The organism is Corallococcus sp. AB030 (assembly GCF_003668965.1).
Classification (GTDB): domain Bacteria; phylum Myxococcota; class Myxococcia; order Myxococcales; family Myxococcaceae; genus Corallococcus; species Corallococcus exiguus.
In genome coordinates this window covers 1-25012 of sequence record NZ_RAWQ01000168.1, presented here as the reverse complement: position 1 = coordinate 25012, position 25012 = coordinate 1, and the positions used below count along the sequence as shown (strand labels likewise).

Below are 25012 nucleotides of genomic sequence, written 5' to 3'. Positions count from 1 at the left end.
GCCCAATGACGCCTGCTGGTGCGGAAGTGGCTCCAAGTACAAGAAGTGCCACCGCGGCGCGGACACCGTGGAGGCCCGCCGCAAGGGCGCCGACACCAACCGCAAGGGCATCCGCCCCGGCATCGTCGGCCCCCGCCGCGTGGTGCCGCTCACCATCGGCCGGCCGGACTACGCGGACTCCGTGGCCGGCCGTCCCTCGCGCTCGCGCAACGAGCCGGACGTGAAGTCGGCGGACGTCATCGCCCGCATGCGCCGCGCCTGCCAGGCCGCCGCCCAGGTGCTGGCGGAGACCGCGCAGCACGTGCGCGTGGGCATCACCACGGACGAACTGGACGCCATCGCGCACGAGGCCTACCTCAAGCGCGGCGGCTACCCCAGCACGCTGAACTACCACAAGTTCCCCAAGTCGCTCTGCACCTCCGTCAACGAGGTCATCTGCCACGGCATCCCCGACAGCCGCGCGCTGGAGGACGGCGACATCGTCAACCTGGACATCACCATCTACCTGGATGGCGTCCACGGCGACTGCTCGGCCACGTACCTGGTGGGCAACGTGGAGCCCCAGCACCAGCGCCTGGTGCAGATCGCGAAGGAGTGCCTGGACATCGGCATCGCCGCCGTGAAGCCGGGCCGGCCCATCAGCGACATTGGCCGCGCGGTGGAGGCCCACGCCGTGAAGAACGGCACCAGCGTGGTGCGCGCCTACTGCGGCCACGGCATCGGAGAGACGTTCCACACCGCGCTCCAGGTGCCGCACTACTACGAGCCCGAAGCCGACACCGTCATGCAGCCCGGGATGATCTTCACCGTGGAGCCGATGATCAACCAGGGCCACTGGGACCACCGCACGTGGAACGACGACTGGACCGTCGTCACCGCGGACGGCCTGCGCAGCGCCCAGTTCGAGCACACCCTGCTCGTCACCGACACGGGCGCGGAGATCCTCACCGTCCCCTGAGATTCGCTGACCCCTGAAACACCACGGGCCCCGGACGCGCTTCGCATCCGGGGCCCGCTTCATTTCCAGCCGGAGACTTCGGCCTTAAGCGCGGCGGCGGCGCAGCTTCAGCGCCAGGCCGCAGAGCATCAGCAGGCTGGTGGCGCCCAGGGGGCCGGGCACCGTGCTCTGGCAGTTGCAGCCGTCGGACTCGTCCGGGTCCTGGGGGTCCGGATCCGGGTCCACCACCGCGTCGTCGGTGACGAACACGGCGGTGCTGCGCGCCGGCACCGTGAAGCCGCCCGTGGCCGCGTCGTACGCGGAGGTGCGCACCACCGGGTCCGTGGAGGCCTGAAGCACCGGGTGCAGCTTGAGCTTCAGGGACTTGTACCCGTCCGCCTTGAACGTCTGTGCGTCGTCCGTGCCGTTGAACAGCACGATGGCGCGCTTGCCCTCGGCGTTCGTGCCGTGGTCCTGCATGGCCATCACGATGAGGCCCGGAATCTGGTCCGGACCGGTGTTCTCGAAGCGCACCAGCTGCTTCACCTCGTCACCGGTGCGCAGGCGGAACAGCCGCGAGCTCTTGCGGATGGTCAGCATCTCCTCGAAGTGGTCGCGCGCCCGGACGATGTCCGCGTTCGCCGGCTTCAGCGCCGCGTCCGCCAGCATGGGCTTGAAGAGCGCCCAGCGGGCCCGGCCGTCGTCGTTGTCCTCCACGATGGGCAGCCCCACGCCCCAGTTGTTCGACTGGTAGGTCCAGTCAAGCCGGTTGAACCAGTCACCGGAGTTGTAGCTGTTGCGGTCCAGCGACTTGGAGCGCAGCAGCTCGTCGCCCGCGTGGAAGAACGGGATGCCCTGGCTCAGCGCCACCAGCGACACACCCAGGTTGTTCATCCGCACGCGCTCGGCCATGGGCAGGTCGCGCCGCGCCTTCAACTGCACCGCGTCGAACAGCGTCTCGTTGTCGTGCGCGGAGACGTAGGTGATGACCTCCTGCGGGTCCAGCGTGTAGCCGACCGGGGTCCCCTCGTTGTACTTCACCTCCGCGCCAGTGACGGACTTGCCGGTGGCGTCCACCAGCGTGTAGTCCTTCAGGTTGCCCGTCAGGCCCACGCGGATCCAATCGCCGTAGAGCAGCAGCCGGTCCTTCTGCGCCGCCTCCGTGCCCTGGTTGGAGCTGTTCGGGTCGGACAGCAGGCCGCTGATGAAGCCCTGGTCCTGGAGCCCGCTGAAGGGGCCACCGCCGCGGGCCGCGTCGCGCAGGCGGTCATTGAACGTGCCGATGCCCGTGCCCGCCATGTTGAGCTGCGTGGCGTTGGTGCCGCGCGCGTTCTTCTGCACCTCGCCGAAGTCCCAGCCCTCGCCGTAGACGTAGATGGCCTTGCCGTCCACGCCGTCCTTCTCCACGGTGAGCGCGTCCAGCGTGGCGCGCAGCTTCACCATGTTGGACTTCATGTGGTGGCCCATCAGGTCGAAGCGGAAGCCGTCCACCTTGTACGCCTTGGACCAGGTCACCACGGAGTCGATGAGCAGCTTCTCCATCATCGCGTTCTCGGACGCGGTGTTCTGGCAGCAGGTGCTCGTCTCCACGTTCCCGTCGTCGCTGAGGCGGTGGTAGTAGCCCGGGACGATGCGGTCCAACACGCTCTTGGCGTTCTGCCCGGAGGAGTTGGTGTGGTTGTAGACCACGTCCATCACCACGCGCAGGCCGTGCTGGTTGAGCGCCTGCACCATCTGCCGGAACTCCACCGTGCGCGTCGTGCCCTGCGCGTTGGTGGAGTAGCTGCCCTCCGGCACCGTGTAGTGGTACGGGTCATAGCCCCAGTTGAAGCCGTCCAGGTCCGCCACGGCCTTCACCGCCGCCTGCTGCTGGTCGGAGTCCGGCGGCAGCGACACCAGGTCGCCCGCGGGGTGCTGCTGCGCCGCGCGGTCCTCGTTGATGGTCGCGATGTCGAACACCGGCAACAGGTGCACGTGCGTCAGGCCCGCCTTCGCCAGCCGGGTCAGGTGCTTCATGCCGTCGGACTCGTGCGTGAACGCCTTGAACGTGCCGCGCTCGTTCTCCGGCACCGTCAGGTCGTTGATGCTGAAGTCGCGCGCGTGCAGCTCGTAGAGGACGATGTCCTCCGGGGCCTCCAGCACGGGCTTCGCCAGCGTGCTCCAGCCCTGCGGCGCGAGCGCGGGGTCCGAAAGGTCCACGATCTGGCTCAGCTCGCTGTTGATGGAGAGGGACACCGAGTAGGGGTCCGTGACGCGGTTGGTGACGACCTTGCCCTCCTTGCGGGCGTAGACCTCCACCTCGTAGAGGAAGTAGCGGTTCTTCCACGTCGCGTCGCCCGTCGCGCTCCAGACGCCCTTGTCGCCGGCCGTCATGGCCACGCGGGTGAAGGTGGACGTGGGGGTGCCGTCCGTGAAGAGCAGCAGGTTCACGCTCTTGGCCGTGGGGGCCCACAGGCGCAGCGTGGGGATGCCGTTCTCGAACGTCGCGCCCAGCGGCCCGTCATACGTGTCCAGGTCGTCCAGCACGCCCGCGAGCTGCGCGCTGGTGGCGTCCAGCATCACGCCCGCCGTGTTCGTCGCGGACAGGGCCACCTGGCCCTTGAGCCACGTGGCCGCGTTGGCCACGTCCGCCTCGGCGAGCTTCAGCACCGTGCGGCCCTGGAGGTTCTTGAAGCGCTCCGCCTGCGCGGGGGTGAGGCCCGCGGCGTCCACCGTCAGCGTCACCGCCGTGCCGCCCTGCACGCCGGTGCTGTTCAGCGTCATGCCGCCCGTGGGCGCCGTGTGCAGCTTGAACACCGTGCCCGCGGGCACCGCGACCTCCGGGCTCCACACCACCGTGTCGCGCGAAATCCAGTGCGCCCGCGCCAGCAGCAGGTCCCCCGCCGGAGCGTCCGCGGCGCGGATGGTCACCTTCTTGGATACACCCGAGTCGAAGGTGATGATCATCTCCTGGTTGTCCCTCTCCACCTCGAAGGCCGCGTTGCTGCCCGGGTAGGCGGTGCCCCAGTTTTCGTCGAGCGCGACCTTGCACTCGTAGATGCCCGCCGTCAGCCCGGTCGTGGTGAAGGTGTAGATGCCGTCGCCGTCCGGGTCCTGCATCATCGTGCGCAGGCAGTCCGGGGACCAGTCACCGGGACAGCCCAGCTTCGCCTGGAGCGTGCCCGCCACCGTGGCGATGGTGCTGGAGCGGTTGCTCGTCACGTACAGCGTGTTCGCGTCGAAGTAGAACTTCACCGCGCCCGCCGTCGTCTGCGTCAGCACCACGTTCGCGCCGCCGGGGCCGCCGTGCGCCTGCGCCAGCGAACCGTCCAGCGCGACCTTGAAGTGCCAGGTGCCCACCGGCACGTTGAACGAGCCCTGCCACTTGTCGTCCGCCGCGTCGTACGTCAGCGCCGTCTGCGCGCAGGTGGGGTCGTTGTCGGAGGCGCAGCCTGCCTCGCTCTGCAGATCGCCAACGACCGTCACCGACGTGGGCGCCGCCAGCGCCGACAGCGGCACGAGCGCCGCCAGGAGCCCGCCTAACGCGAGCGCTCGCGTCATGCGGGGAACCGCGAATGGAACTCTCAGGGGAAACCTCCAAGGGGGGTGTAAATCCCCGGCACGGTACCAGCCGGTCCTGTCGGGGGTGACCCTTGGGTCGTCTTCAGGGTTTACGTGACCCCCTGGATGATCAGCGTTGGAACCCGCACATCCACCCCAGGACGTCGGATGGAAAGGCATCCAACCGAGACGCGGTGCGGCAGGAATCGCGCGCTCCGTTGAGTCCGCCCGCGCCATGCGTCACACGGGTGTGCAGAGGAAGACATCCGGAACATGGCGCATTGCGCCATCAGCCGATTGTTCCGACGACCCTTCACCCCTTTCCAGACTGTTGGATACAGTGCCGCGCCTAGATGTCCTCCAGCCTCCCCTGCCCACAACCGAACGCTGCCTCCCACCGGGGTGGGTGGCGCCCGATGTTCCAGGGCCTTGTGGCCCTGTGTCTGGCGGGGTGCGCCACGGCCCCTCCGACGCCGACGCAGCCCGCGCCGGAGGCCGCCGCGACGCAGCCCGCCGCGCCCGCTCCGGAGGCTCCCGAGGCTCGGACGACCCCCGCCCCCGAACCCGTGAAGGAGGCTGCTCCGGCTTCCCCCCAAGCTCCGGCGACGAAGGAGCCCACCCGGCCCTGGGCGGACGAGGTGCTGTACTTCGTGGTGGTGGATCGCTTCGCGGACGGCGATCCCTCCAACAACGAGAAGGGCGACGTGAAGGCGGCGGGCACCTTCCACGGCGGCGACCTGAAGGGGCTCACCGCGAAGCTGGAGGAGCTGTCGTCGCTGGGCGTGACCGCGCTGTGGGTGACGCCGCTCTTGAAGCAGATTCCGGGCTTCGTCACCGGCTCTGGCTTCCCGGACTGGGGCTACCACGGCTACTGGGCGGACGACTTCCAGGCGTTGGATCCGCGCTTCGGCACGGAAGAGGACTTCAAGGCGCTGGTGGACGCGGCGCACGCTCGCGGCATCCGCGTGCTGCTGGACGTCGTCTACAACCACCCGGGCTACAACTCGCGCTACCTGAAGGACCACCCGGACTGGCTGCGCTCGGAAGACAAGGGCACCTGCGGCTCGGATGACCTGACGTCGTGCGTGGCGGGCCTGCCGGACTTCAAGACCGAACGTCCGGAGGTGGCGAAGTACCTGCTGGACGCGCAGATCGACTGGGCGAAGCGCTCCGGCGTGGACGGCTTCCGGTTGGACACCGTGAAGCACGTGTCCCACGACTTCTGGAAGGAACACCGCCGCCGCACGCGCGCGGAGATCTCCCCGGACTTCTTCCTGCTGGGCGAGCTGTGGGGCGGCGACGTGGAGGGGCTGGCGCCGTACTTCACTCCGGATGAGATGGACGCCGGCTTCGACTTCGCCTTCCAGGGCAACGCGCTGGGCTTCGTGCAGGGCCGTGGCCGCGCGGTGGCGTTCGACCGCTACCTCCAGTCTCGCGCGAAGGTGACGCCGGGCCACCACCTGTCGCACTTCCTGTCGTCGCACGACGTGGACGGGGCGCTGCACCAGCTGCAGGGCAACGTGCCCCTCTTCCGCCTGGCCGCCACGCTGCAGCTCACCACGAGCGGCATCCCCGTCATCTACTACGGCGAGGAAGTGGGCCGCGCGGGCGGTGACTGGCCGCAGAACCGCGGCGACATGCCGTGGGGCAAGCAGGCGGTGAAGCCCGGCGCGGGAAAGAAGCGCGACGAGGCATTGCGCGACTATTACAAGCGCCTCATCGCCATCCGCCGCGCGCACCCGGCCCTGTCGCGGGGCACGCACTCGCCGCTCTCCACGGAAGGCGACGTGTATGTCTTCCAGCGGCGCGACGAAGCGTCCGGCGACACGGTGGTGGTGGCGGTGAACCGCGCCAAGACGAAGGGCGCGGTGTCGGTGCCGTGGCCGGAAGCGTGGACGGGCGTCGGCGAGGTGGAGGATCTGCTGAACGGAGGGCGGACGAAGGCTGGCGCCACGCTGGACCTGGCGCTTCCGCCGCTGTCCGCGCGCATCCTCGGACGCGTGCCGTGAGGCACCCGGCGGTGCATGCGCAGAACCTGACCCGGACGTGCTGTTGTCACCGGCGCGAGCGGGGCTCTTGCTGGAGGGCCTGATGGCCGGCGTGTCGTTCAAGGACGTGGCGAAGCGTTACGGAGACGTGTCGGTCATCGAGGGGCTCAACCTCGATATCCGCGACCATGAGTTCATGGTCCTCGTGGGGCCGTCCGGTTGCGGCAAGTCCACGGCGCTCCGGATGATCGCCGGCCTGGAGGAGATTTCCGGAGGCACCATCTCCATCGGTGAGCGCGCGGTGAACACGCTGCCGCCGAAGGACCGGGACGTCTCCATGGTGTTCCAGAACTACGCGCTCTATCCGCACATGTCCGTGCGGCAGAACCTGGAGTTCGGCCTCAAGATCCGCAAGACGCCCAAGCCGGAGATGGACAAGCTGGTGGACGAGGCGGCGGAAATCCTCGGCATCGCGCACCTCCTGGACCGCAAGCCCAAGGCGCTGTCCGGCGGCCAGCGTCAGCGCGTGGCCCTGGGGCGCGCCATCGTGCGCAAGCCGGCGGTGTTCCTCTTCGACGAGCCGCTCTCCAACCTGGACGCGAAGCTGCGCGTGCAGATGCGCTCGGAGATCAAGAAGCTCCAGCACCGGCTCCAGGTCACGTCCGTCTACGTCACGCACGATCAGATCGAAGCGATGACCATGGGCCACCGCATCGCGGTGATGAAGGACGGCAAGCTCCAGCAGCTGGGCACCCCGCTGGAGGTCTACGAGAAGCCGGTCAACGTGTTCGTGGCGCAGTTCATCGGCACGCCGCCCATCAACATGCTCACCGCCACGCTGGACGCGGACGGCGCGTCGTTCACCGGTGACGGCTTCAAGCTGCCGGTGCCGCAGAAGCTGCGCGCGGCCACGGCGGGCAAGGGCGGCCGCAAGGTGAAGGTGGGCCTGCGCCCGGACAACGTCCTGCCCGCGGGGAACGTCGCGCGCGGCGAGTCCGCGCCCGCGGAGGCGCGCGTGGAGCTGGTGGAGCCGCTGGGCAACGAGCTCATCGTGCACGCCCGCCTGGGAGACAACCCGCTGGTCTTCCGCCTGCCGCCCCAGGCGACTCCGGAGCCTGGCGCCGCTCTTCCCGTGACGGTGGAGCTGGAGTCCCTGCATCTCTTCGACGCTGAATCCGAGCTGCGGCTTTCCGTTTGATATCCCGGAGGATTTTCTCAATGACGCACCTGCGAACGTTGCTCGCGGCCCTCTGTCTGTGCGCAGTCGGCCTGTTGCCCGTCCCGTCCTTCGCCGCCACGGAGCTGGTGCTCTGGCACGCCTACCGCGCGGAGGAGAAGGCCGCGCTGGAGAAGGTGGTCGCCGAGTACAACAAGGCGAACGAAGGCAAGGTCAAGGTCACCACGCTGGCGGTGCCCTACGACGCCTACGCGGACAAGATTTCCGCCACCGTGCCGCGCGGCAAGGGCCCGGACCTCTTCATCTTCGCGCAGGACCGCCTGGGCGGCTGGATTGAAGCGGGCAACACGGTGGAGCCCATCGACTTCTTCCTGGATGACGCGACGAAGAAGCGCTTCATCCCCACGACGATGGAGGCGATGACCTACCGCGGGACGGCGTACGGCCTGCCGCTGAACTACAAGGTCATCACGCTCATCTACAACAAGAAGCTGGTCCCCACGCCGCCCAAGACGTCCGGCGAGATGGTGACGATGGCCAAGAAGCTCACCGACGCGAAGGCGGGCCGCTTCGGGCTCGCGTACGCGTACAACGACTTCTACTACCACGCGGCGGTGATGAACGGCTTCGGCGGCGGCGTGTTCGACGCGAAGAACGCCCCCACGATGAACTCGCCCGCCAACGTGAAGTCGGTGGAGCAGGTCCTCAAGTGGAAGAACAAGGACGGCATCCTCCCCGCGGAGCCCTCCAGCGCGCTCATCACCTCGCTCTTCAACGAGGGCAAGGCCGCGATGGTGTTCTCCGGCCCGTGGTTCCTGGGCGAGGTCTCCAAGGACGTGGAGTACGGCCTGGCGCGGCTGCCCACGCTGGATGAGAACAAGGGCACGCCGCTGAAGCCCTGGATGACGGTGGAGGGCGTGTACGTGGCCGCCCCGTCGAAGAACAAGGAAGCGGCGTACGACTTCGCGAAGTTCCTCACCGACGCGGGCCCCGGCAAGACGCTGGCCCTGGAGGGCCGCCAGAGCCCCGCGAACCAGGCCGTGTACCAGGACGCGAAGGTGGCGGCGGATCCGCTGCTCAAGGCGATGAAGGACCAGGTGGACGTGGCGGTGCCCATGCCCAACCTGCCGGAGATGTCGATGGTCTGGACCCCGGCCACCAGCGCGATGAACACCGTGTTCAAGAACACCGCCACCCCCAAGGCGGCGTTGGACTCGGCCCAGAAGAGCGTGGCGAAGGACGTCGCCGGCCTGCGCAAGAAGTAAGTGAGGAGCTGAAGTGAGCCAGAACGTCCCCCAGCAGCCCCCTTCCGCGGCCGGTGCCCCCACGCCGGTCTCCACCGCCCCGAGCAGTTCCGTGAAGGACCCTTCGACTCCGGGGCCTTCCGGCCGTGCGGGCGGCTACCGGGGGCGCGTGCTGGTGGGGCTCGCCCTGGCGCTGGGCGTGTCCCTGTTCCTGGCGCACGGCCTGCTCGCGCGCGCCAACCAGGAGCGCGCGGCGGAGCGCGAGCAGCGCACGGCCACCGTGTCCCTGCTGGGGCTGGCGGACCTGGTGCAGCGCGCGGGCGGCACCGGCGACGGCGTGAAGGCCGTGGTGGCGGGCTGGCCGGGCGTGCCGGGAAGCTCCGTGCGCGTCATCGCCTTCAGCGGCATCAAGCTGGAGGCGTCCACCTTCCCGGATGACACCGGGGACAAGGCGGCGCCGCGCCGGCTGTCTCGCGAGGAGAAGCCGCTGTACGACCGCGGCCAGCGTCTGCGCGCCGCGGTGGAGACGAACCGCGAGGAGGGCAGCGCGCGCAAGGCAGAGGTGGAGTCGGAGCTGCTCGACAACGGCGCGAGCCGCCTGTTGTCCGCGCCCGTGGAGGTGGACGGGCAGGTGGTGGGCTCCGTGGAGTCCCTCACCCCGGCGGTGGTGAAGGGTGAAACGCCTTCGTGGACGCCGGTGCTGCTGGCGTTCCTGCTGCCGCTGGCGGCGTGCGCGGCGGCGGTGTTCGCGCTGTCGCGCCAGGGCGTGCGCGTGGCGGTGGCGGCGGCGCTGTTCCTGGCGGGCCTGGGTGGCTACACCGTCTATTCGCTGCGCGCGCTGGACGCGGAGCTGCGGCAGACGGAGGACGCGGTCAGCGCGGAGCTGCGCACGCGCGGCGAGAAGGCCCAGGCGCTCATCACCGCGAACAATCTCAACGCGGAGCCCGCGCTGAAGCCCGGCGCGTGGGACGCGGACGCCATGCGCCGCCCGTTGGGCAAGCTGACGGAGTCCGGTGCGCCGGATGAGGCCAAGCTCTCGGCGGCGGGCGCGCAGGTGCGCGGCAACGCGAGCAAGGCGCTGGGCGCGCTGGGCGTGGTGGGGCTGGCGGTGCTGCTGTTCATCGGCCTGGGCGCGCTGCACCGCGCGGTGGCCACGGCGGTGGAGCACCGGCAGGCCTACGCATACATCCTGCCCGCCATGGTGGGCATGGTGGTGCTGGTGTTCTTCCCCTTCGCCTACGGCATCACGCTGTCGTTCACGGACGCCAACCTCTACAACAGCAGCCAGCCGCTGTCTGAGTTGTGGGTGGGCTTCCGCAACTACGTGGACATCCTGGGCGACTTCAGCTTCGCGAAGACGGCGGCGGACGGCTCGCTGGTCTTCAACTACCTGAACTTCTACTACACGCTCCTGTTCACCATCGTGTGGACGGTGACGAACGTGACCATCGGCGTGACGGTGGGCCTGCTGCTCGCGCTGGCGCTCAACGTGCCGAATCTGAGGATGCGGCCGGTGTACCGCGTGCTGCTCATCCTGCCGTGGGCCATGCCCAACTACATCACCGCGCTCATCTGGAAGGGCATGTTCCACCAGCAGTTCGGCGTGGTGAACCACGTCATCCGGATGTTCGGTGGGGACGGCCTGGCGTGGTTCGACTCGCCGCTCACGTCGTTCTTCACGGCGCTGGCCACCAACGGATGGTTGTCCTTCCCGTTCATGATGGTGGTGTCGCTGGGCGCGCTCCAGTCCATCCCGGGTGAGCTCTACGAAGCGGCGCGCGTGGACGGCGCCAACCGGTGGCAGCAGTTCACCGCCATCACGCTGCCCGCGCTGAAGCCCGCGCTGGTGCCCGCGGTCATCCTGTCGGTGGTGTGGACCTTCAACATGTTCAACATCATCTTCCTGGTGACGGGCGGTGACCCGGGCGGCTCCACCGAAATCCTGGTCACCCAGGCGTACAAGTTCGCCTTCGAGCGCTACCGCCACGGCTACGCGGCGGCGTACTCCACCGTCATCTTCGGCATCCTGCTGCTCTACAGCATGGTGCAGAACCGCATGAGCCGCGCCACGGAGGCCGCGTAACCCATGGCGCTCTTCTCTGAACGTCGCGAAGGCATCTCCCACCTGCCGCTGCACGTGGTGCTGGTGACCTTCACCCTCTTCACCATCTACCCCATCCTCTGGGTGGTGAGCCTGGCCTTCTCCGGCAAGCAGAGCCTGGCCATCGCCACGCTGCCGGAGAACCCCACCTTCTGGGACCGGCTGCGCGCGGTGACGCCGTGGCCGGAGACCTTCAGCGTCTCCAACTTCGCGTCGGTGATGGCGGATCAGCCGTTCGCCAGGTGGATGCTCAACAGCGCCATCGTGGCCATTGGCACCACGGTGCTGGGCGTCTTCATGGCGTGCACGGCGGCGTATGCCTTCAGCCGCTTCAAGTTCCCAGGCCAGCGCGCGGGCATGATGGCGTTCCTCGTGTCCCAGATGTTCCCGGGCACGCTGATGCTGATTCCGCTCTACATCATCCTGGTGCAGTGGCTGGGCCTGGGCAGCAGCCGGCTGGGCCTCATCATCGTGTACGCCACCACGTCCATCCCGTTCAGCGTGTGGATGCTCAAGGGCTACTTCGACACCATCCCCAAGGACCTGGAGGAGGCGGCGCTGATGGACGGTGCGTCTCCGGGGCGCATCTTCTGGAGCATCATCCTGCCGCTGGCGAAGCCCGCGGTGGCGGTGACGGCGCTGTTCAGCTTCATGACGGCGTGGAACGAGTTCATCCTCGCGGCGACGTTCATGGACCAGGAAGCCATGTACACGGCGCCGGTGGGCCTGCGCTTCTTCGTGGGCGGCTTCAGCCAGCAGTGGGGCTACTTCGCGGCCGGCTCCATCATCGTGTCCGTGCCCGTCGTCTTCCTCTTCCTCTTCCTGCAGAAGTACCTCGTCTCCGGGCTCACCGCCGGTGGCGTGAAGGGTTAGTCCCGCGGTCTTTCTTCGCAGTCCTTTCGTCTGTCGTTGCAAGGAGCAAGCACCCCCATGATCAACCCCCGCATCGCAGTCCTCACCCTGGCCGCTTCCCTGTCCGCGGCGCCGGCCCTGGCCGACAAGGTGCAGTTCAAGGATCCCACCGGCGACGACAAGGGCCCGGGCAAGTACACCTACCCGACGGACCCCGTGTACAAGCCGGGCTCGTTCGACCTGACCGGCTTCAAGCTGGACCAGGGCGGCAACAAGACGGACATCGAAATCCAGCTGAAGGCGTCGCTGGAGAACCCCTGGAAGATGGCGGACGGCTTCTCCGTGCAGGAGGTCTTCATCTTCATCGACACGGACCACAAGGTCGGCAGCGGCTTCACGGACAGCCCCCCGGGCCTGAACGTCTCCTTCGCGCCGGAAGACGCGTGGGACAAGGTCATCATCATCTCGCCGCAGGGCTCGTCGCGCGTGCGCGCGGAGGCCAACAACAAGGCCGGCGCGATGAAGGGCGCCGTCGTGGTGCCCACCAAGGTGCGCGCCTCCGGCAACAAGATTACCGCCACGGTCATGAACTCCGACCTGGGCGCCGGTGCCCCCTCCACGTGGGGCTACCAGGTCGTGATGCAGTCCAACGAGGGCTTCCCCGCGGACAACGACCTGCTCACCCGCCGCGTCAACGAGTACGAGGGCCAGCACCGCTTCGGCGGCGGCTCCGACTTCAACTGCGATCCGCACGTGATTGACGTGCTCGCGGGCCAGGGCAAGGGCGACAGCTCTGAAATCAAGGCTCAGTACGAAATGCTCTCGTACGAGTGCGCGGGTGACGGTTCCGCGACGAAGAAGGCCACGCTGAAGATGGTCTCCGGCGAGAAGCGCCCGGCGGCGCAGGGTGTCGCGGCGGCGGCTCCGGCCCCGGCTCCCGAGGCGGCGCCCGCGGCTCCGGCCCCGGCTCCGGCGCCCACGCCGGCCGCTCCGGCTGGAACGACGGTCGCTCCGGCGCCGACGACGGCCACGCCGACGAAGTAGCCGGCGGCGGACTGTTCAAAACAGTCCGTTTCAAGGTTTGATGCAACACGGGGAGGGCTGCCGCGGAGGTCCCGCGGCGGCCCGGGAGAGGGGATGACCCCCCTCTGGTTCAAAAGCTTTCGAGAAGGGTTTTCCGGACATCATGAAGAATCGCAAGAACGTGGTGCGGGGAGCGTGTGCGCTCACCGTGGCGGCCGGCCTCATTCCTGGGGCGGCCATGGCGCAGGACAGCGGCCCCAAGCTCACCATTGGTGGCACGACCTATACGAAGTACCTCTGGGGCACGCAGCGCGACCAGGGCGCGCTGTACAACTTCACCACGGTGCCCGGTGAAGGCTACGGCGACAACGGCATCGGCACGGAGCTGGAGCTCCTGCTGAACGCGAAGATCTCTCCGCAGGTGGAGGTCAACGGCCGCATCCACAGCCGCTTCAACCAGAACTTCTGGACGAACTTCGGCGGCTTCGGTGGCCGGAACCCGCCGACGCCGGACTGCACCGCGGGCGACTGCGGCGAGTTCGACCCGCGCTCCAACCAGTACATCAAGCTGCGTGGCATGTCCGTGACGCTGCGTCCGGGCTACCTCATCGACTCGGCGCTCATCGGCGCGACGGACCTGGGCCAGTTCGACCCGTTCGTCATCGGCCGCGTCCGCTACATCGACCGCGACAACGCGGCGGCCATCCTGCTGCAGGGCTCCAACTTCGACCGGAAGCTCACGTGGGACGCGGCGCGCATCTCGCTGCCCCGCCTCTGGGCCGGCCCGAACTTCAGCACGGGCGCCTTCCACGCGCGTGACGCGGCGTACGGCTTCCAGGCGAAGGTCACCCCGAACGAGCTCTTCGACGTGGGCGGCATCTTCCAGTACGCGAACGACCAGGAGATCAACCCGGAGGACACCAACCTGGACGACGGCCGTGACCTGACGCCGCGCTACCGCAACGGCGTGGGCGGTCTGAAGGCGGCCCTGCACATGGGCTCGTGGCTGGACGTGCGCGGCGCCGCGTACACGTCGTACTCCAACGCGGACCCGGTGCTGTCGCCGAAGAGCTTCGGCGTGGGCGGCTACAGCCCGGTGCTGGCCGGCCATCACACCGACCAGACGTACATGCTGAATGCGTCCCTCAACGACCCGCTGGACGTGGGCCTGTCGCTGAACCTGCAGCTGTTCAGCATTGGCGCGGAGTACATGGCGGTCATGGCCAGCCGCCGCGAGGCGGACGTGCTCCTCACGGAGGGCCACGACGGCAGCTTCGCGTTCCCCGGCCCGTCCAACGCGTCCTACGGCATCTACAAGGGCAACCCCACCCGCATCGGCTACGGCGGCTGGACGAGCGAGGCCCAGCAGGTCGCCACGCTCAACGTGGACAACGACTTCACGGACTTCGACGAGCCCATGGCGGAGACGGCCATCGGTTGGAAGGGCGTGACGGCGAACCCGGTCTATGCGAACGGCGCGCTGGAGGTGGGTGGCGAGTACTCGTTCATCACCTACAACACCAACTGGCAGGCGTACGGCAACGCGGACCGGGCGCTGGGCGACAGCCAGTTCCCCGGCACGGAGCTGGACTCTGGCGTGGGCCACAACTTCCGCACGGCCTACCAGCCCTTCCAGGACAAGAAGACGCACCTGGTCGCGCTGCGCGCCAAGTACGTGGTCGACGTGCTGAAGGGCATCGATGTGTTCGGCAAGTTCAAGTACATCCACGAGACGGACAAGCGCCTGAACGACCCGCGCTTCCTGCCGTACGCGTCCGGCTCGTGCGTGGGCGGCGGCGTGGCGTGCGACAACTCGCTCCGCCAAGAGTACAGCCCGGGCAACAGCACCGCCGACCTCTACCGCAACCCGGACGTCATCACGAACAGCCAGGGTGACACGGGCTACGAGTTCAAGCCGTTCGACAACATCGCGGACGACGACCGCCTGCTGGACTACACGACGTTCACGGCCGGCGCGGGCTACCAGTTCACGGACGACCTGTACGTGTCCGCCAGCTACTCCAAGTTCTTCGCGGATCTGCTGGACGGCAACACGGCGTTCCAGGCGTACAACAACCACGAGATGGCGTCCGGCAAGCACAACAAGAACCAGGTGCTGGTGAAGGCGCGCTACATCCTGTCTGGCGTGGAGTTCGGCCTGGAGGGCCAGTACGCGTTCGGCTCGTTCCGCCCGGACTTTGGCGACGGCTTCGTGGTGCAGTACGCGGACGACACCATCGCGGCCGACCACAACGTGGCGGTGGGTTCGCGCGGTTTCGTCAACCGCAACAAGGGCTGGAACAGCCTGGAAGAGCGCAACTTCGAGCAGATGCGCGTCAAGGCGTTCATGAAGGCGCAGTTCTAGTCACCGCGCGCCCCGCTTCGTGCGGGGCACGAGGTTGACGAGAGAGCGAGCCCGGGGCGCCTGTGAAGGCACTCCGGGCTCCTTGCGTTTGGGGCACCGCGCGGTACACCTGACGGGCGTTTCCTCCGTTTGAGGTGCTCTTCCATGTTCGTGTGCTCTCGCGTGTCCGCGCTCCTGCTCGCCTCCTCCCTGGCCGCGTGTTCCGGCGGCAAGACGCGCGAGGACGCGCTGCTGTTCCGGCTGACGGATCCAGTGGGGGATGACCACGGCGACGGCGAGCTGCTGTATCCGCGCCGGACGGACCTGGGGCGCGGCGATTTGGACGTGGTGTCGGTGGCGGCGTTCGCGGACGACGAGGCGACCCGGTTCGAGGTGACGTTCGCGCACCCCATCGCGAAGCCCTCGCGCGCGCAGGCGGTGGACCTGGAGGGCGCGACGGTCGCGGAGCGGGCCCGGCACGGCTTCTACACGTTCAACGTGGACCTGTACGTGGACCAGGACCGGGTGCCCGGCTCCGGGCGCACGGACACGCTGCCGGGGCGCGGGCTCACGCTGGCGCCGGATTCCGGGTGGGAGAAGGCGGTGGTGCTGACGCCGCGTCCCTATGAGGCGCGTGAGGCCCTGCGCAAGACCTGGCGGCAGGCGGCGCTGGATGCGTACGAGAAGAAGTCTGGAGGGATTGGCGGCAAGGTGGAGGCGGAGCTGAACGCGGCCACGGAGCAGGAACTGGAGGCGCGGGTGTTCTTCCCCACCCTCATCCAGGTGAGCGGGCGCACGGTGGTGTTCCGGGTGCCGGACCGCTTCCTGGGCGGACATGCGAGCGCGGACTGGGGCTACGGCGTGGCGGTGACGGGCGCGACCATCGAGCGGCGCGTGGCGCTGGGCGGGATGTTTGGTGGGGACACGAACGCGAACCCGCGGCTGATGGCGATGGGCATCGTGCCCGGGGAGCCGCCGTCGGGTGACCGCTTCGGTGGTGGGCGCAAGGGAGACCCCTCGCAGTCTCCGGTGGTGGACCTGCTGGTGGCGCAGGGGACGACGCAGGAGGAGGTGCTGGGAGCTTCGAGGCCGGCGTGGAGCGCGGTGGTGCCGTCGGGGAAGGCCGTGGCTCCGGCGACGGCGGGCATGGTGGAGGACGCCGGTGTGACGGTGGACGCGCCGGATGCGGGAGCCATGGCCGAGGACGCCGGGGTCGTGGGTCCTTCGTCGCCCGCCCCGTGACGGCCGGTTCTCGCGCTGTGCGCGGGAGGTCCTGGTTGCGGTGAGTCCGCGCGGCCGAGGATGGGTGCTTTGGAGGCATCCATGTCTTCGTGCCGGAGCTGGGCGGTCGTGGTGCTGCTGGTGCTGCTGGGCACGGGGTGTTCAGCGACGCGTGGCGTCCGGCTGAAGACGGGGCAGGGTGCCCCGGTCGTCCATGTGCCTCGGGCGGAGGTCGAGCCCGTGGAGTTGGACGGGGATGTGTTCACGGAGGCGGTGCGGACGCTGGCGGAGGATGCGCCGGTGTCCCCGCGTCATCGTGAGGATGCGCATCGGCTGTTCGCGGGGACGTTCTCCTCGAAGTCCTATGCGCATGTGCGCGGGCGATTGGGGCTGGTCTCCGTGGAGGAGACTCCTCGTGCCCGGCTGCTGGTGGAGGATGACGGCCGGGAGCTGGCGAGCGCTTATGGGCGGTGGTGCCAGCGCAAGCAGACACCGGGGGACTGTCTTCAATTGCTGGAGGGCAGCTCCGCGCTGGATGAGGACGGGCGGCGTTCGCTGGCGTTCGCCATCGCGCTGGACTCGGTGTGGGAGGAGACGTCGGAAGCGCTGGTGGGGATGACGGACCCGCGGGCGGTGCTCACGACCATTGTCGCGACCGGAACGGTCTACCTGGCGCTTTGGTTGATGCCCGAGCCCGTGTCGAAGGGCATCGCGGCGACGATGACGGTAGTGCTCATCGCCTACCTGGGCATCGACACGGTGTGGAACCTCATCCAGGGATGGCTCGAGTTGTCCGAGCAGGCGCGTGTCGCTCGGACGTTCGATGAGCTTCGCGACGCGGGGGAGGAGTACGGGGAGGTGATGGGGAAGAACGCAGCGCGGGCGTTCGTGATGCTGGCGCTGGCGGCGGTGGGCAGCACGGCGGAGACGTTCGCGGCGAAGGTCGCCACGCTCCCGGGCTCAGGGCAGGCCTCGCTGGTGGCCGCGGAGATGGGTGGCTTCCGGCTGGGTGCGGCGGCGCAGGTGGAGTCCGCTGCCGTGTCCTCCGAGGGCGTTGTCACCCTGGTGCTGGCGCCGAACGCGGTGGCCATGTCTGCTCGGGGATGAGAAGAGTCCCGTCGCGAGTGGCGCGGATGCGGGCGGACATGAGCACCACATCGCTTCCAACAAGTGGTGGAGTGCCACGAACCGGGGTGGCCCGTGGTCTCCCCAGTTCCAGAAGATCTTCGACAAGGCCGGGATGTCGCTTGATGATCCCGCGAACAAGGTTCGCGTCCCGGGACACAGAGGCCCGCATCCAGAGGCATACCACCAGTGGGTATTGAGGTCCCTTTCCCGAGCAACGAACCAGTGCCGCAGCATGGCGCAATGCAGGGCTCTGCTGACCGATGAGTTGAGACGTCTTGCCAGTCAAATCACCAGAAAAGAAAGCATCATGAATCGGTGGGTGACTGGCCTTGAGTGATGCGGGAAGCCCGTGAGGACCATGGAATACTTCGACCTTTATGCGGATGTCGCGGAAGGATTCTGGTGCCTGGGGCATCCGCTCGACCTCCAAGGGCGCGAGCTCGACGATCCCTGGCAGTTCACGGGTGGAGAACCCGCGCACTTCAAGGACCCGATTCGGCTTCCGTTGGACCTGGAGGGGGAATCCCGTGACTACTCACATGCGGCGTTCGGTACTCCGGTCATCAACGCGAAGCTCGCGGCTCTTTTTCAGGAGTTGGCTCCGAACGACGTGGAATTGATCCCCGTCAAGGTCGACTCCCACGCAGGGCCGTACTTCATCCTCAATGCCCTCCGCACCATTCCGTGCGTCGATACCGAGGCTGCCGAAGAGGCCTACTTCTGGACCGAAGAGGATGGGATTCCGGAGAAGGTCGGCACCCTCAGGTCCATCTACGGCATGCGCATTGACCCGTCGAAGGTGGGCGATGCGAAGGTATTCCGCCCCTCGGAATGGGATGTCTCCCTTATCGTCTCCGAGGACATCAAGGACGCGATGGAGCGCGCGGGCATCACGGGCGCGAAGTTCGAAGCAGTCACAGGGCCGACGACCTTCGACCCTGTTCGGCGCGCGGAGACGAAGAGGCGCGGCGAATTGTGGGATCAGGCTCGCTACGCTCGCGCATCCGTGTGGCGCGGGCTCGGCACCATGTCGGACGACTTCTACATTCCTCCGGTCGTTGGCGGCCCATGGCCCGGCGAACGGCAGTGGTGGACGGCCATGCGACGCCCTGACGGCGGCATTCTCATCGTCACAGACGGCTTGTCCGATCCGTTCAACGACATCCTGGACCGGCCCACGGCTGGCTTTGGACTGGAGCTCGCCATCGAGACGCCGGAGCCGCTCGGGGAGGTGTGGAAGAGCTGGCCTGCGCATCTCCTCGAACGTGTCGCCTACGAGGTCGCTGAGTTCGAGAAGCTCCGTGTCTCCCTGGCCAACGGCACGCTGTCCATGGAGGTCGACGGCGTGGGCATGCCCGAAACCCTCCTCACTCCCGAGGGTCGTGTGGCCGTGCTCATCGGCATGGAGACGGATTCGCTGCCCTCTCGCTTCACGCTTCCCGGGGGCGAGGTCCGGCTCCTCACCGTGAAGGTGCTGATGCCCGCGGAGCTGAAATGGCTGCTCCGCCAGGGCAAGGGCGCGGCGGCGGAGCTCATCCGCCGCTTCAAGGCCGCGGGAGAAACCCATTTCTCCCGCTCGTGGCGTCAGCCTGTCGTCAGCTAGCGCAGCCGCCAGATGCCCGTGGAGCGCGCCGGGATGCTGGCCTTCCATGCTCCCGTGCCTCCCGAGAGCTGCGTCACTCCGGGGTCCACGAACAGTGGCTCCGCTGTCGTGGCCTCCACGTCGAACGGTCCCACCGACTCCTGCGAGGTGGAGAAGTTGTGGACCACCAGCACCTGCTCGTCGTCCAGCGTCCTCACGAACGCGAGCGTGCGCGACAGCCCCGTCGTCGCCGTGAACAGCCGCAGGCCTCCGTTGCGCAGCGCCTCCGAACCCTGGCGCGCGTGGATGAGCGAGCGATAGCGCGACAACAGCGACCCCGGGTTGCTCCGCTGCGCCTCCACGTTCGCCGTCTCCCTTCCGCTGGAGAACGCGTACCAGGGCGAGCCCGTCGTGAAGCCCGCGCCCGCCGCGCCGCTCCAGGGCATCGGCGTGCGCTTGGACTCGTCGTTGTTGGCGTTGCCGTTCCCCAGGCCCACCTCTTCGCCGTAGTAGAGGAACGGCGCTCCCGGCAGCGTCAGCAGCACCGCCGCCGCCAGCCCCAGCTTCGCCCCGTCGTTGGCGAACTGAGTCGCCAGCCGCACCTGGTCGTGGTTGGTGAGGAAGGGCGCGTCCGCCACGCCGGCCGGATAGTTGTTCTTCATCTCCAACAGCTTCGCCGCCACGCCTCCGCCGTTGCCCGCGTTGATGCCTTCAAGCACCCTCGCGGACATGGGGAAGTTGAAGTTGAGCGGCAGCTCGTCCCCGCCCGGCACTGTCGCCGTGGAGCCGTAGTACTTCCCCACCGACGGCGTCTCGCTCCAGGCCTCGCCCACCAGCACCGCATCCGGCTTCACCGAACGCACGTGCGCGGAGAACTCCTTCCAGAACGCGTGCGTCTCCGGCGTGTCCGCCTGCCCCGCGCCGCCGCCCGTCTCGATGAGGTAGCGCGCGGCGTCCAGCCGGAAGCCGTCCACGCCTCGCTGGAGCCACAGCGTCGCCAGGCGCTTCATCTCCTCGCGCACCGCGGGCGTCTGCATGTTCAGGTCCGGCATGCCGCCCCAGAAGACGCCGTAGTACCAGCCGCTGTTCTGCTGATGCCACGTGTTGGTCTGCGAGTAGATGTCCCACGGCTGCGCCCACGCCGGGTTGTTCCCGCGCCACTGATACCAATCGCGCTTCGCCGACTGCGCCGAGGACGCCGAGTCCACGAACCACGGATGCGATGAGCTGGTGTGGTTGATGACGAAGTCGAGGATGACGCGCATGCCCCGGCGGTGCGCCTCGTCACACAGTCGCTGCAGGTCCTCCAGCGAGCCGTATGCCGTCTGGATGCGCTCGTAATCCGTCACGTCGTAGCCGTGGTAGCTGGGCGACGCGAACACCGGCATCAACCACAGCGCGTCCACGCCCAGGTCGTCCGTCGTCGCCGGGTTGCCGTCGTTCAGGTAGTCCAGCCGCGAGATGAGTCCCGGCAGGTCTCCCACTCCGTCTCCGTTGGAGTCCTGGAAGCTGCGGACGAACACCTCGTAGAACACCGCGCCCCGGTACCACGCGTCTCCCGCGGGCGCGGCGAGCGTGATGCTTCCAGGCGCGGAGGGAGTCGGCCCGGGCGTAGGCGAGGAACCGGCGCAGGCCGACAGCAGGGCCGCGCTGCAGAGGGAGAGTCCGCGGAGGGGTCGCATGGCTTCTTCCTCTAACAGCGAACGTTCCACGCGGGCCAGCGCACCGCCTGGATGAAGCGCGCTCACCCGGACGGTAGGCTTGTGGCCAACATGTCTCACCCTGCTCGCCGCCTTCATTCCCTGCATATCCGGCAGGGGCACCCGGACTTCCTCGACCTTCCTTGGGAGCTGCCGCTGGAGGCGTGGACGGAGCGTTCACCACGCGTGGTGGAGGTGCCGCGCGGTCTGTCCCGGCACGTGGTGGTGTTCGTCAGCTACGGCGCCACCATCTACGCCTTCAAGGAGACGCCCGCGCGCGTGGCGCAGCGCGAGTACGACCTGCTGCGCGGCCTGGAGGAGCGCCGGTTGCCATCGGTGTGCCCCGTGGGGCTGGCGGTCCAGACGGAGGAGGGGCTGGAGGTCTCGCCCGGGGACAGGCCTGGACTGCTGATCACCCAGTACCTCGCGTCGTCGCTGCCGTACCGCGCGCTGTTCATGCAACAGGGATTGGAGCGCTACCGGTCGCGGCTCCTGGACGCGATGGCGGGCCTGCTGGTGCGGCTGCACCTGGGCGGGTTCTTCTGGGGCGACTGCTCGCTGTCCAACGTGCTCTTCCGCCGCGACGCGGGCGAGCTGCAGGCATACGCGGTGGACGCGGAGACGTCCGAATTGCACGAGCAGCTCTCCGCCGGCCAGCGGGAGATGGACCTCCAGATCATGGAGGAGAACATCGCTGGCGGCCTGGCGGACCTGGCCGCTCGCGTGGAGCTGGCGGAGGAGTTGCCCCAGGAGCTGGAGGCGTGGCAGGAGACGGCCGCGAGCATCCGCCAGCGCTACGAGCGGCTGTGGGCCGAAATCAACCGCGAGCTCATTCTCCAACCGCACGAGAGCTACCGCATCCACGAGCGGATCCGCACGCTCAACGACCTGGGCTTCTCCGTGGGCGAGGTGGAGCTGCTGGCGAGCGGGCAGGGCAGCCAGCTGCGCATGCGCACCATCGTCACGGACCGCGAGTACCACCGGCACCAGCTGCACTCGCTCACCGGCATCGTCGCCGAGGAGCGCCAGGCGAGCCTGCTGCTCAACGAGATGCAGGAGATGAAGGCCACGCTCACTCGCAAGATGGACCGCAGCGTGCCCCTGAGCGTGGCCGCGTTCCGCTGGCTGGACGAGCGCTACCACCCCACGCTGTCACGCCTCCAGAAGGACCTGGGCCGCGCGGCCGACACCGCGGAGCTCTACTGCCAGGTGCTGGAGCACAAGTGGTTCCTGTCCGAGCGCGCGAAGCGCGACGTGGGCCTGGACGCCGCCGTGCAGGACTACGTGACGCTCACCCTCAAGCAGCCCGGCATCGCGCCGCTCCTGGAGGACGCGTCACGGGACTCCGAGGACCTGTAACCCCTCGGGTCACAGGACGGACTGGGGCTGTGACTCCCAATGCCACACATTCGGTGTGGGGACCGGGCTCCTGCACGGAGAATCATTGGCATAGCGGGTGAATACGGGCGCTGGCCGTCTTTCTGGGATTTCCCCCGGAACCTGTCAGGAGCCCCCCATGCGTCTGTTCCGCCGTCTTGCCCACTCCGGTCTTGCCACCTTGTTCGCCCTGGCCCTTCCGCTCGCGCAGGCCCAGGCGGAGGACTGTGTCCAGTTCTCTGGGATGAAGCACTGTGCCGTGGGCGCCGCGAAGCTGGTGGTGGACGGCAAGGAGCTGCTCGTCCAGTCCGCTGACACGTCTGGCAAGGACGGCGTGGCCGTGGACACCGCGCAGGCCAAGGGCTGGAGCGCGGGGCTGGCCCACGAGCCCTCCGGCGAGGCCCGGGAGACGACCGTCAAGACGGTCATCTCGGACGGCAAGGTGGTCGCCGCCTCCGTCGTCACGGACACGTCTGAAGGGCAGGAGTTCGCGGCGAGCTTCGTGGACGCGAACGGCAAGCCGACCACCTACTCGGCGATGGTGTTCCGCGAGGGCCAGCTCGTGGCCTCCGTGAGCGGAATTTCCAGCGGCTCCGTGGGGGCCAGGTCCATCGCGGGATTCGGCAAGAAGACCTGCACCACCCTGACCTACAAGGCGTGCATGAAGCTGTGTGTGGGCGGACCCATCGACTGCGCCTACTGCAGGGTCCCGTGCATCGGCAGCGTGCACCAGGAGGAATGGGTGCTCAGCAACGGCAAGTATCCCTACCTCGACTTCTCGTTCCAGTCGCCCTTTGGCGCCTTCTCCGTGGGTGACACCGCCAAGGCGGCTCCGCGGATCGTCGTGGGGGATCAGCTGGTGCTGATCTCCGACGCGCCGAGTGAGGGCGCCCAGGGCATCGACCAGGTGCTCGTGCAGAGCACGGCGAAGACGGTGTCGCTCTCCAACGAGACCGTGTCCCGGTAACCCGCTGTCCCGGATGTCCTCCCGCCATGCGTCCGGCGGGAGGGCGTCAGCGGCAGACGCGGATGGGCGGCTCGATGAGGAACGGCTCGGTGGCGTTCGGGTCGTCCGGGTCGAACGCGGGCGACATGGGCCCCGCTCCGGTGGGCTTCCACTTGCGCGGCACGCGCTCCAGGCCCACGGGGTAGATGGTCAGCGCCCCGTCCTTGCCAATGCGCATGCGCAGGAAGTTCTTGAAGTCCGGCAGCGCGAGCGACCCGAAGGCCTCGTTGGAGTGCGCGCCGAAGAAGTTCACGCTCAGCCAGAGGTACAGGCCCGTGATGAACGGGCCCACGAGGAAGCCGCCCACGAAGGTGAACGCGCAGGAGAAGAAGAACTTGCCCGCCAGGTGCAGCCAGCCGTCCGCGCAGTGCGCGCCATCCGGTGACAACACCGGACACACGCCCAGCTGACTCACCGTGAAGTACGTGGCTCCCCAGGCGATGAAGAACGCCGCCACGATGTGCGCCACGCCGTGCAGGCCGCCCATGAGCGCGCGCCATTTCCCCAGCGCCGCGTCCGCCAGCCCCGCGAGTCCTCCCATCGTCACCATTCCGAGGATGAGCGTCCACGGCCGGTTGACCATGCTGTTGGCCACCGCCGTCACCACCTCCGGCAAGCGGGAGATGCCCAGCGAGCCCACCTCCGCGTAGGCCGCCAGCGCGAGCAGCAGGTACCACAGGCCGGTGATGAGCCCGAACAGCGGGCTGTAGCGGATGAGGAACAGGTTCTTGCGCGCGAGCTTCCGGGACGTGTCCTCGGTCGGGAAGCTCTTGCGCAGCGTGGAGCCATCTCGCAGCACGGGCGCTGCCGGCGCGTGCGTGGGGTGCATGAAGGCGCCGCCTCCGCCCGCGGTGATGCGGTGCTGGCCGGTTTCGTCCTCGTGCCGGCGGTAGTGGTGCAGGTCGCCCGCGAGGAACACGGCGATGCGCCGCCCGAGCACCTTCTCCTCCAGGTACTCCAGGTTGTTCTCCAGGTAGCTGCCCTTGTGGCGCCGGGCCGCGGCCGCCAGCACCCACGCGGGCTCCGCGTTGCAGAGGATGACGCGGTCGTCGGGGCCCATCTGCTCCGCGACGTGGCGGAAGTACTCCACCTGGGGCACGTCGATGTCGCTGTTGAGCTGCACGTCCGTGCCGATGAGCCACCAGTTCTTCGGCAGCTTCAGCGCGAAGTAGCTGCGGCTCTGCCGCGTGCGGCGTCCGGCCAGCCAGCGCTGCGCGCAGAACAGCCGCATGAAGGCGGACAGGCCGTCGTACCAGTCGTGGTTGCCCGGGATGACGAACAGGTCCGGGTGGGGCGCCTGCGAGCGGCGCATGGCGGCCTCGTAGGGCTGCACCGTGCGCTCCTCGTACGTCTCGCGGCTGGCGCCGGGGTAGACCTCGTCCCCGCCGAACACCAGCACGCGGCCTCGGGGCGTGATGTGCGCGGTCTTGCCGTCCTCTTCTGGGAGCCGCAGCTCCGGCAGCGCCAGCAGGCGCGCCACCGCGTAGGTGGAGTCCCAGCCGTCGCCGATGTCGGAGACGTAGTCGAGCCAGAAGTCGCCGTCCGCGCCGGACTCCTCCGAATAGTCGAAGTAGGGCTGCTGCGGCCGCACCACCGCTTCGATGAGCCGGTGGTCCGCGCGCGCGCCGAACACCGTGGCCACCACCGCGTCCAGGCCCGTGCGCAGCACCTGCCCGGGGTGCAGCCAGCGCACCATGTCCGCGTGCTTCTGGGGCCGGGTGGCGGTGGCGGTGCCCCGCTCGCGCACCAGGTGCGGCGGGGGCGTGGGGCCCGGCTCTTCCCAGGGCGCGGG

17 protein-coding genes are annotated in these 25012 nt (G+C 68.4%); 14 read left to right on the top strand and 3 right to left on the bottom strand.

Going from position 1 to position 25012, the window contains the following annotated elements; translation table 11 throughout:
• Positions 1-958, top strand: a 958-nt coding sequence (gene map / locus D7Y15_RS31615; protein ID WP_121754902.1) for a type I methionyl aminopeptidase, incomplete at its 5' end; no start/stop codon positions are given.
• Positions 959-1042: 84 nt separating this feature from the next.
• On the opposite strand, the gene pulA is transcribed toward map, so the two are convergent.
• Complete coding sequence (gene pulA / locus D7Y15_RS31610; RefSeq protein ID WP_121754901.1) at positions 1043-4477, bottom strand: pullulanase-type alpha-1,6-glucosidase; 3435 nt, start codon at positions 4475-4477, stop codon at positions 1043-1045.
• A 416-nt stretch (positions 4478-4893) separates the two neighbouring features.
• Here pulA and D7Y15_RS31605 point away from each other — a divergent pair, with 416 nt between their 5' ends.
• The 11 genes from D7Y15_RS31605 (at position 4894) to D7Y15_RS31560 (ending at position 19158) form a co-directional block, all read left to right on the top strand.
• The gene (locus tag D7Y15_RS31605) at positions 4894-6486 is read left to right on the top strand and encodes an alpha-amylase family glycosyl hydrolase (RefSeq protein WP_121754900.1); all 1593 of its coding nucleotides are present in this window, start codon (positions 4894-4896) and stop codon (positions 6484-6486) included.
• Between the two features lie 82 nt (positions 6487-6568).
• Positions 6569-7663 (top strand): ABC transporter ATP-binding protein, encoded by a 1095-nt coding sequence (locus D7Y15_RS31600; RefSeq protein WP_120578586.1) that lies wholly within the window; start codon positions 6569-6571, stop codon positions 7661-7663.
• A 20-nt stretch (positions 7664-7683) separates the two neighbouring features.
• Positions 7684-8907, top strand: a complete 1224-nt coding sequence (locus tag D7Y15_RS31595; RefSeq protein WP_120578587.1) for an extracellular solute-binding protein — start codon at positions 7684-7686, stop codon at positions 8905-8907.
• A 13-nt stretch (positions 8908-8920) separates the two neighbouring features.
• Complete coding sequence (locus tag D7Y15_RS31590; protein ID WP_121754899.1) at positions 8921-10969, top strand: carbohydrate ABC transporter permease; 2049 nt, start codon at positions 8921-8923, stop codon at positions 10967-10969.
• Positions 10970-10972: 3 nt separating this feature from the next.
• Positions 10973-11860, top strand: a complete 888-nt coding sequence (locus D7Y15_RS31585; RefSeq protein ID WP_120578589.1) for a sugar ABC transporter permease — start codon at positions 10973-10975, stop codon at positions 11858-11860.
• A 57-nt stretch (positions 11861-11917) separates the two neighbouring features.
• Positions 11918-12883 (top strand): glucodextranase DOMON-like domain-containing protein, encoded by a 966-nt coding sequence (locus D7Y15_RS31580; protein WP_121754898.1) that lies wholly within the window; start codon positions 11918-11920, stop codon positions 12881-12883.
• Between the two features lie 142 nt (positions 12884-13025).
• Positions 13026-15227, top strand: coding sequence for a hypothetical protein (locus D7Y15_RS31575; protein WP_120578591.1), 2202 nt, complete (start codon positions 13026-13028; stop codon positions 15225-15227).
• A gap of 144 nt (positions 15228-15371) precedes the next feature.
• Entirely contained in the window at positions 15372-16448 is a 1077-nt protein-coding gene (locus tag D7Y15_RS31570) for a glucodextranase DOMON-like domain-containing protein (protein ID WP_120578592.1), read from the top strand.
• 81 nt (positions 16449-16529) lie between these two features.
• A complete protein-coding gene (locus D7Y15_RS31565; protein WP_346728592.1) occupies positions 16530-17534 on the top strand; it encodes a hypothetical protein in 1005 nt (334 codons plus the stop codon).
• Positions 17422-17892 (top strand): AHH domain-containing protein, encoded by a 471-nt coding sequence (locus tag D7Y15_RS46810; RefSeq protein ID WP_368667411.1) that lies wholly within the window; start codon positions 17422-17424, stop codon positions 17890-17892. Before D7Y15_RS31565 ends, D7Y15_RS46810 begins: the two co-directional genes overlap by 113 nt.
• 21 nt (positions 17893-17913) lie before the next feature.
• The gene (locus D7Y15_RS31560; RefSeq protein WP_120578594.1) at positions 17914-19158 is read left to right on the top strand and encodes a DUF1629 domain-containing protein; all 1245 of its coding nucleotides are present in this window, start codon (positions 17914-17916) and stop codon (positions 19156-19158) included.
• Here D7Y15_RS31560 and D7Y15_RS31555 read toward each other — a convergent pair.
• Entirely contained in the window at positions 19155-20819 is a 1665-nt protein-coding gene (locus D7Y15_RS31555; RefSeq protein WP_120578595.1) for an alpha-amylase family glycosyl hydrolase, read from the bottom strand. The two genes, D7Y15_RS31560 and D7Y15_RS31555, sit on opposite strands and share 4 nt — an antisense overlap.
• A gap of 90 nt (positions 20820-20909) precedes the next feature.
• Here D7Y15_RS31555 and D7Y15_RS31550 point away from each other — a divergent pair, with 90 nt between their 5' ends.
• Both D7Y15_RS31550 and D7Y15_RS31545 read left to right on the top strand, forming a co-directional pair.
• On the top strand, positions 20910-22196 hold the full coding sequence (locus tag D7Y15_RS31550) for a DUF4032 domain-containing protein (RefSeq protein ID WP_120578597.1): 1287 nt from the start codon (positions 20910-20912) through the stop codon (positions 22194-22196).
• 157 nt (positions 22197-22353) lie between these two features.
• Positions 22354-23181 (top strand): hypothetical protein, encoded by an 828-nt coding sequence (locus D7Y15_RS31545; RefSeq protein WP_120578596.1) that lies wholly within the window; start codon positions 22354-22356, stop codon positions 23179-23181.
• Positions 23182-23227: 46 nt separating this feature from the next.
• Here D7Y15_RS31545 and D7Y15_RS31540 read toward each other — a convergent pair whose 3' ends face one another.
• Entirely contained in the window at positions 23228-24916 is a 1689-nt protein-coding gene (locus D7Y15_RS31540) for a metallophosphoesterase (RefSeq protein ID WP_121754903.1), read from the bottom strand.
• Positions 24917-25012: the final 96 nt, after the last annotated feature.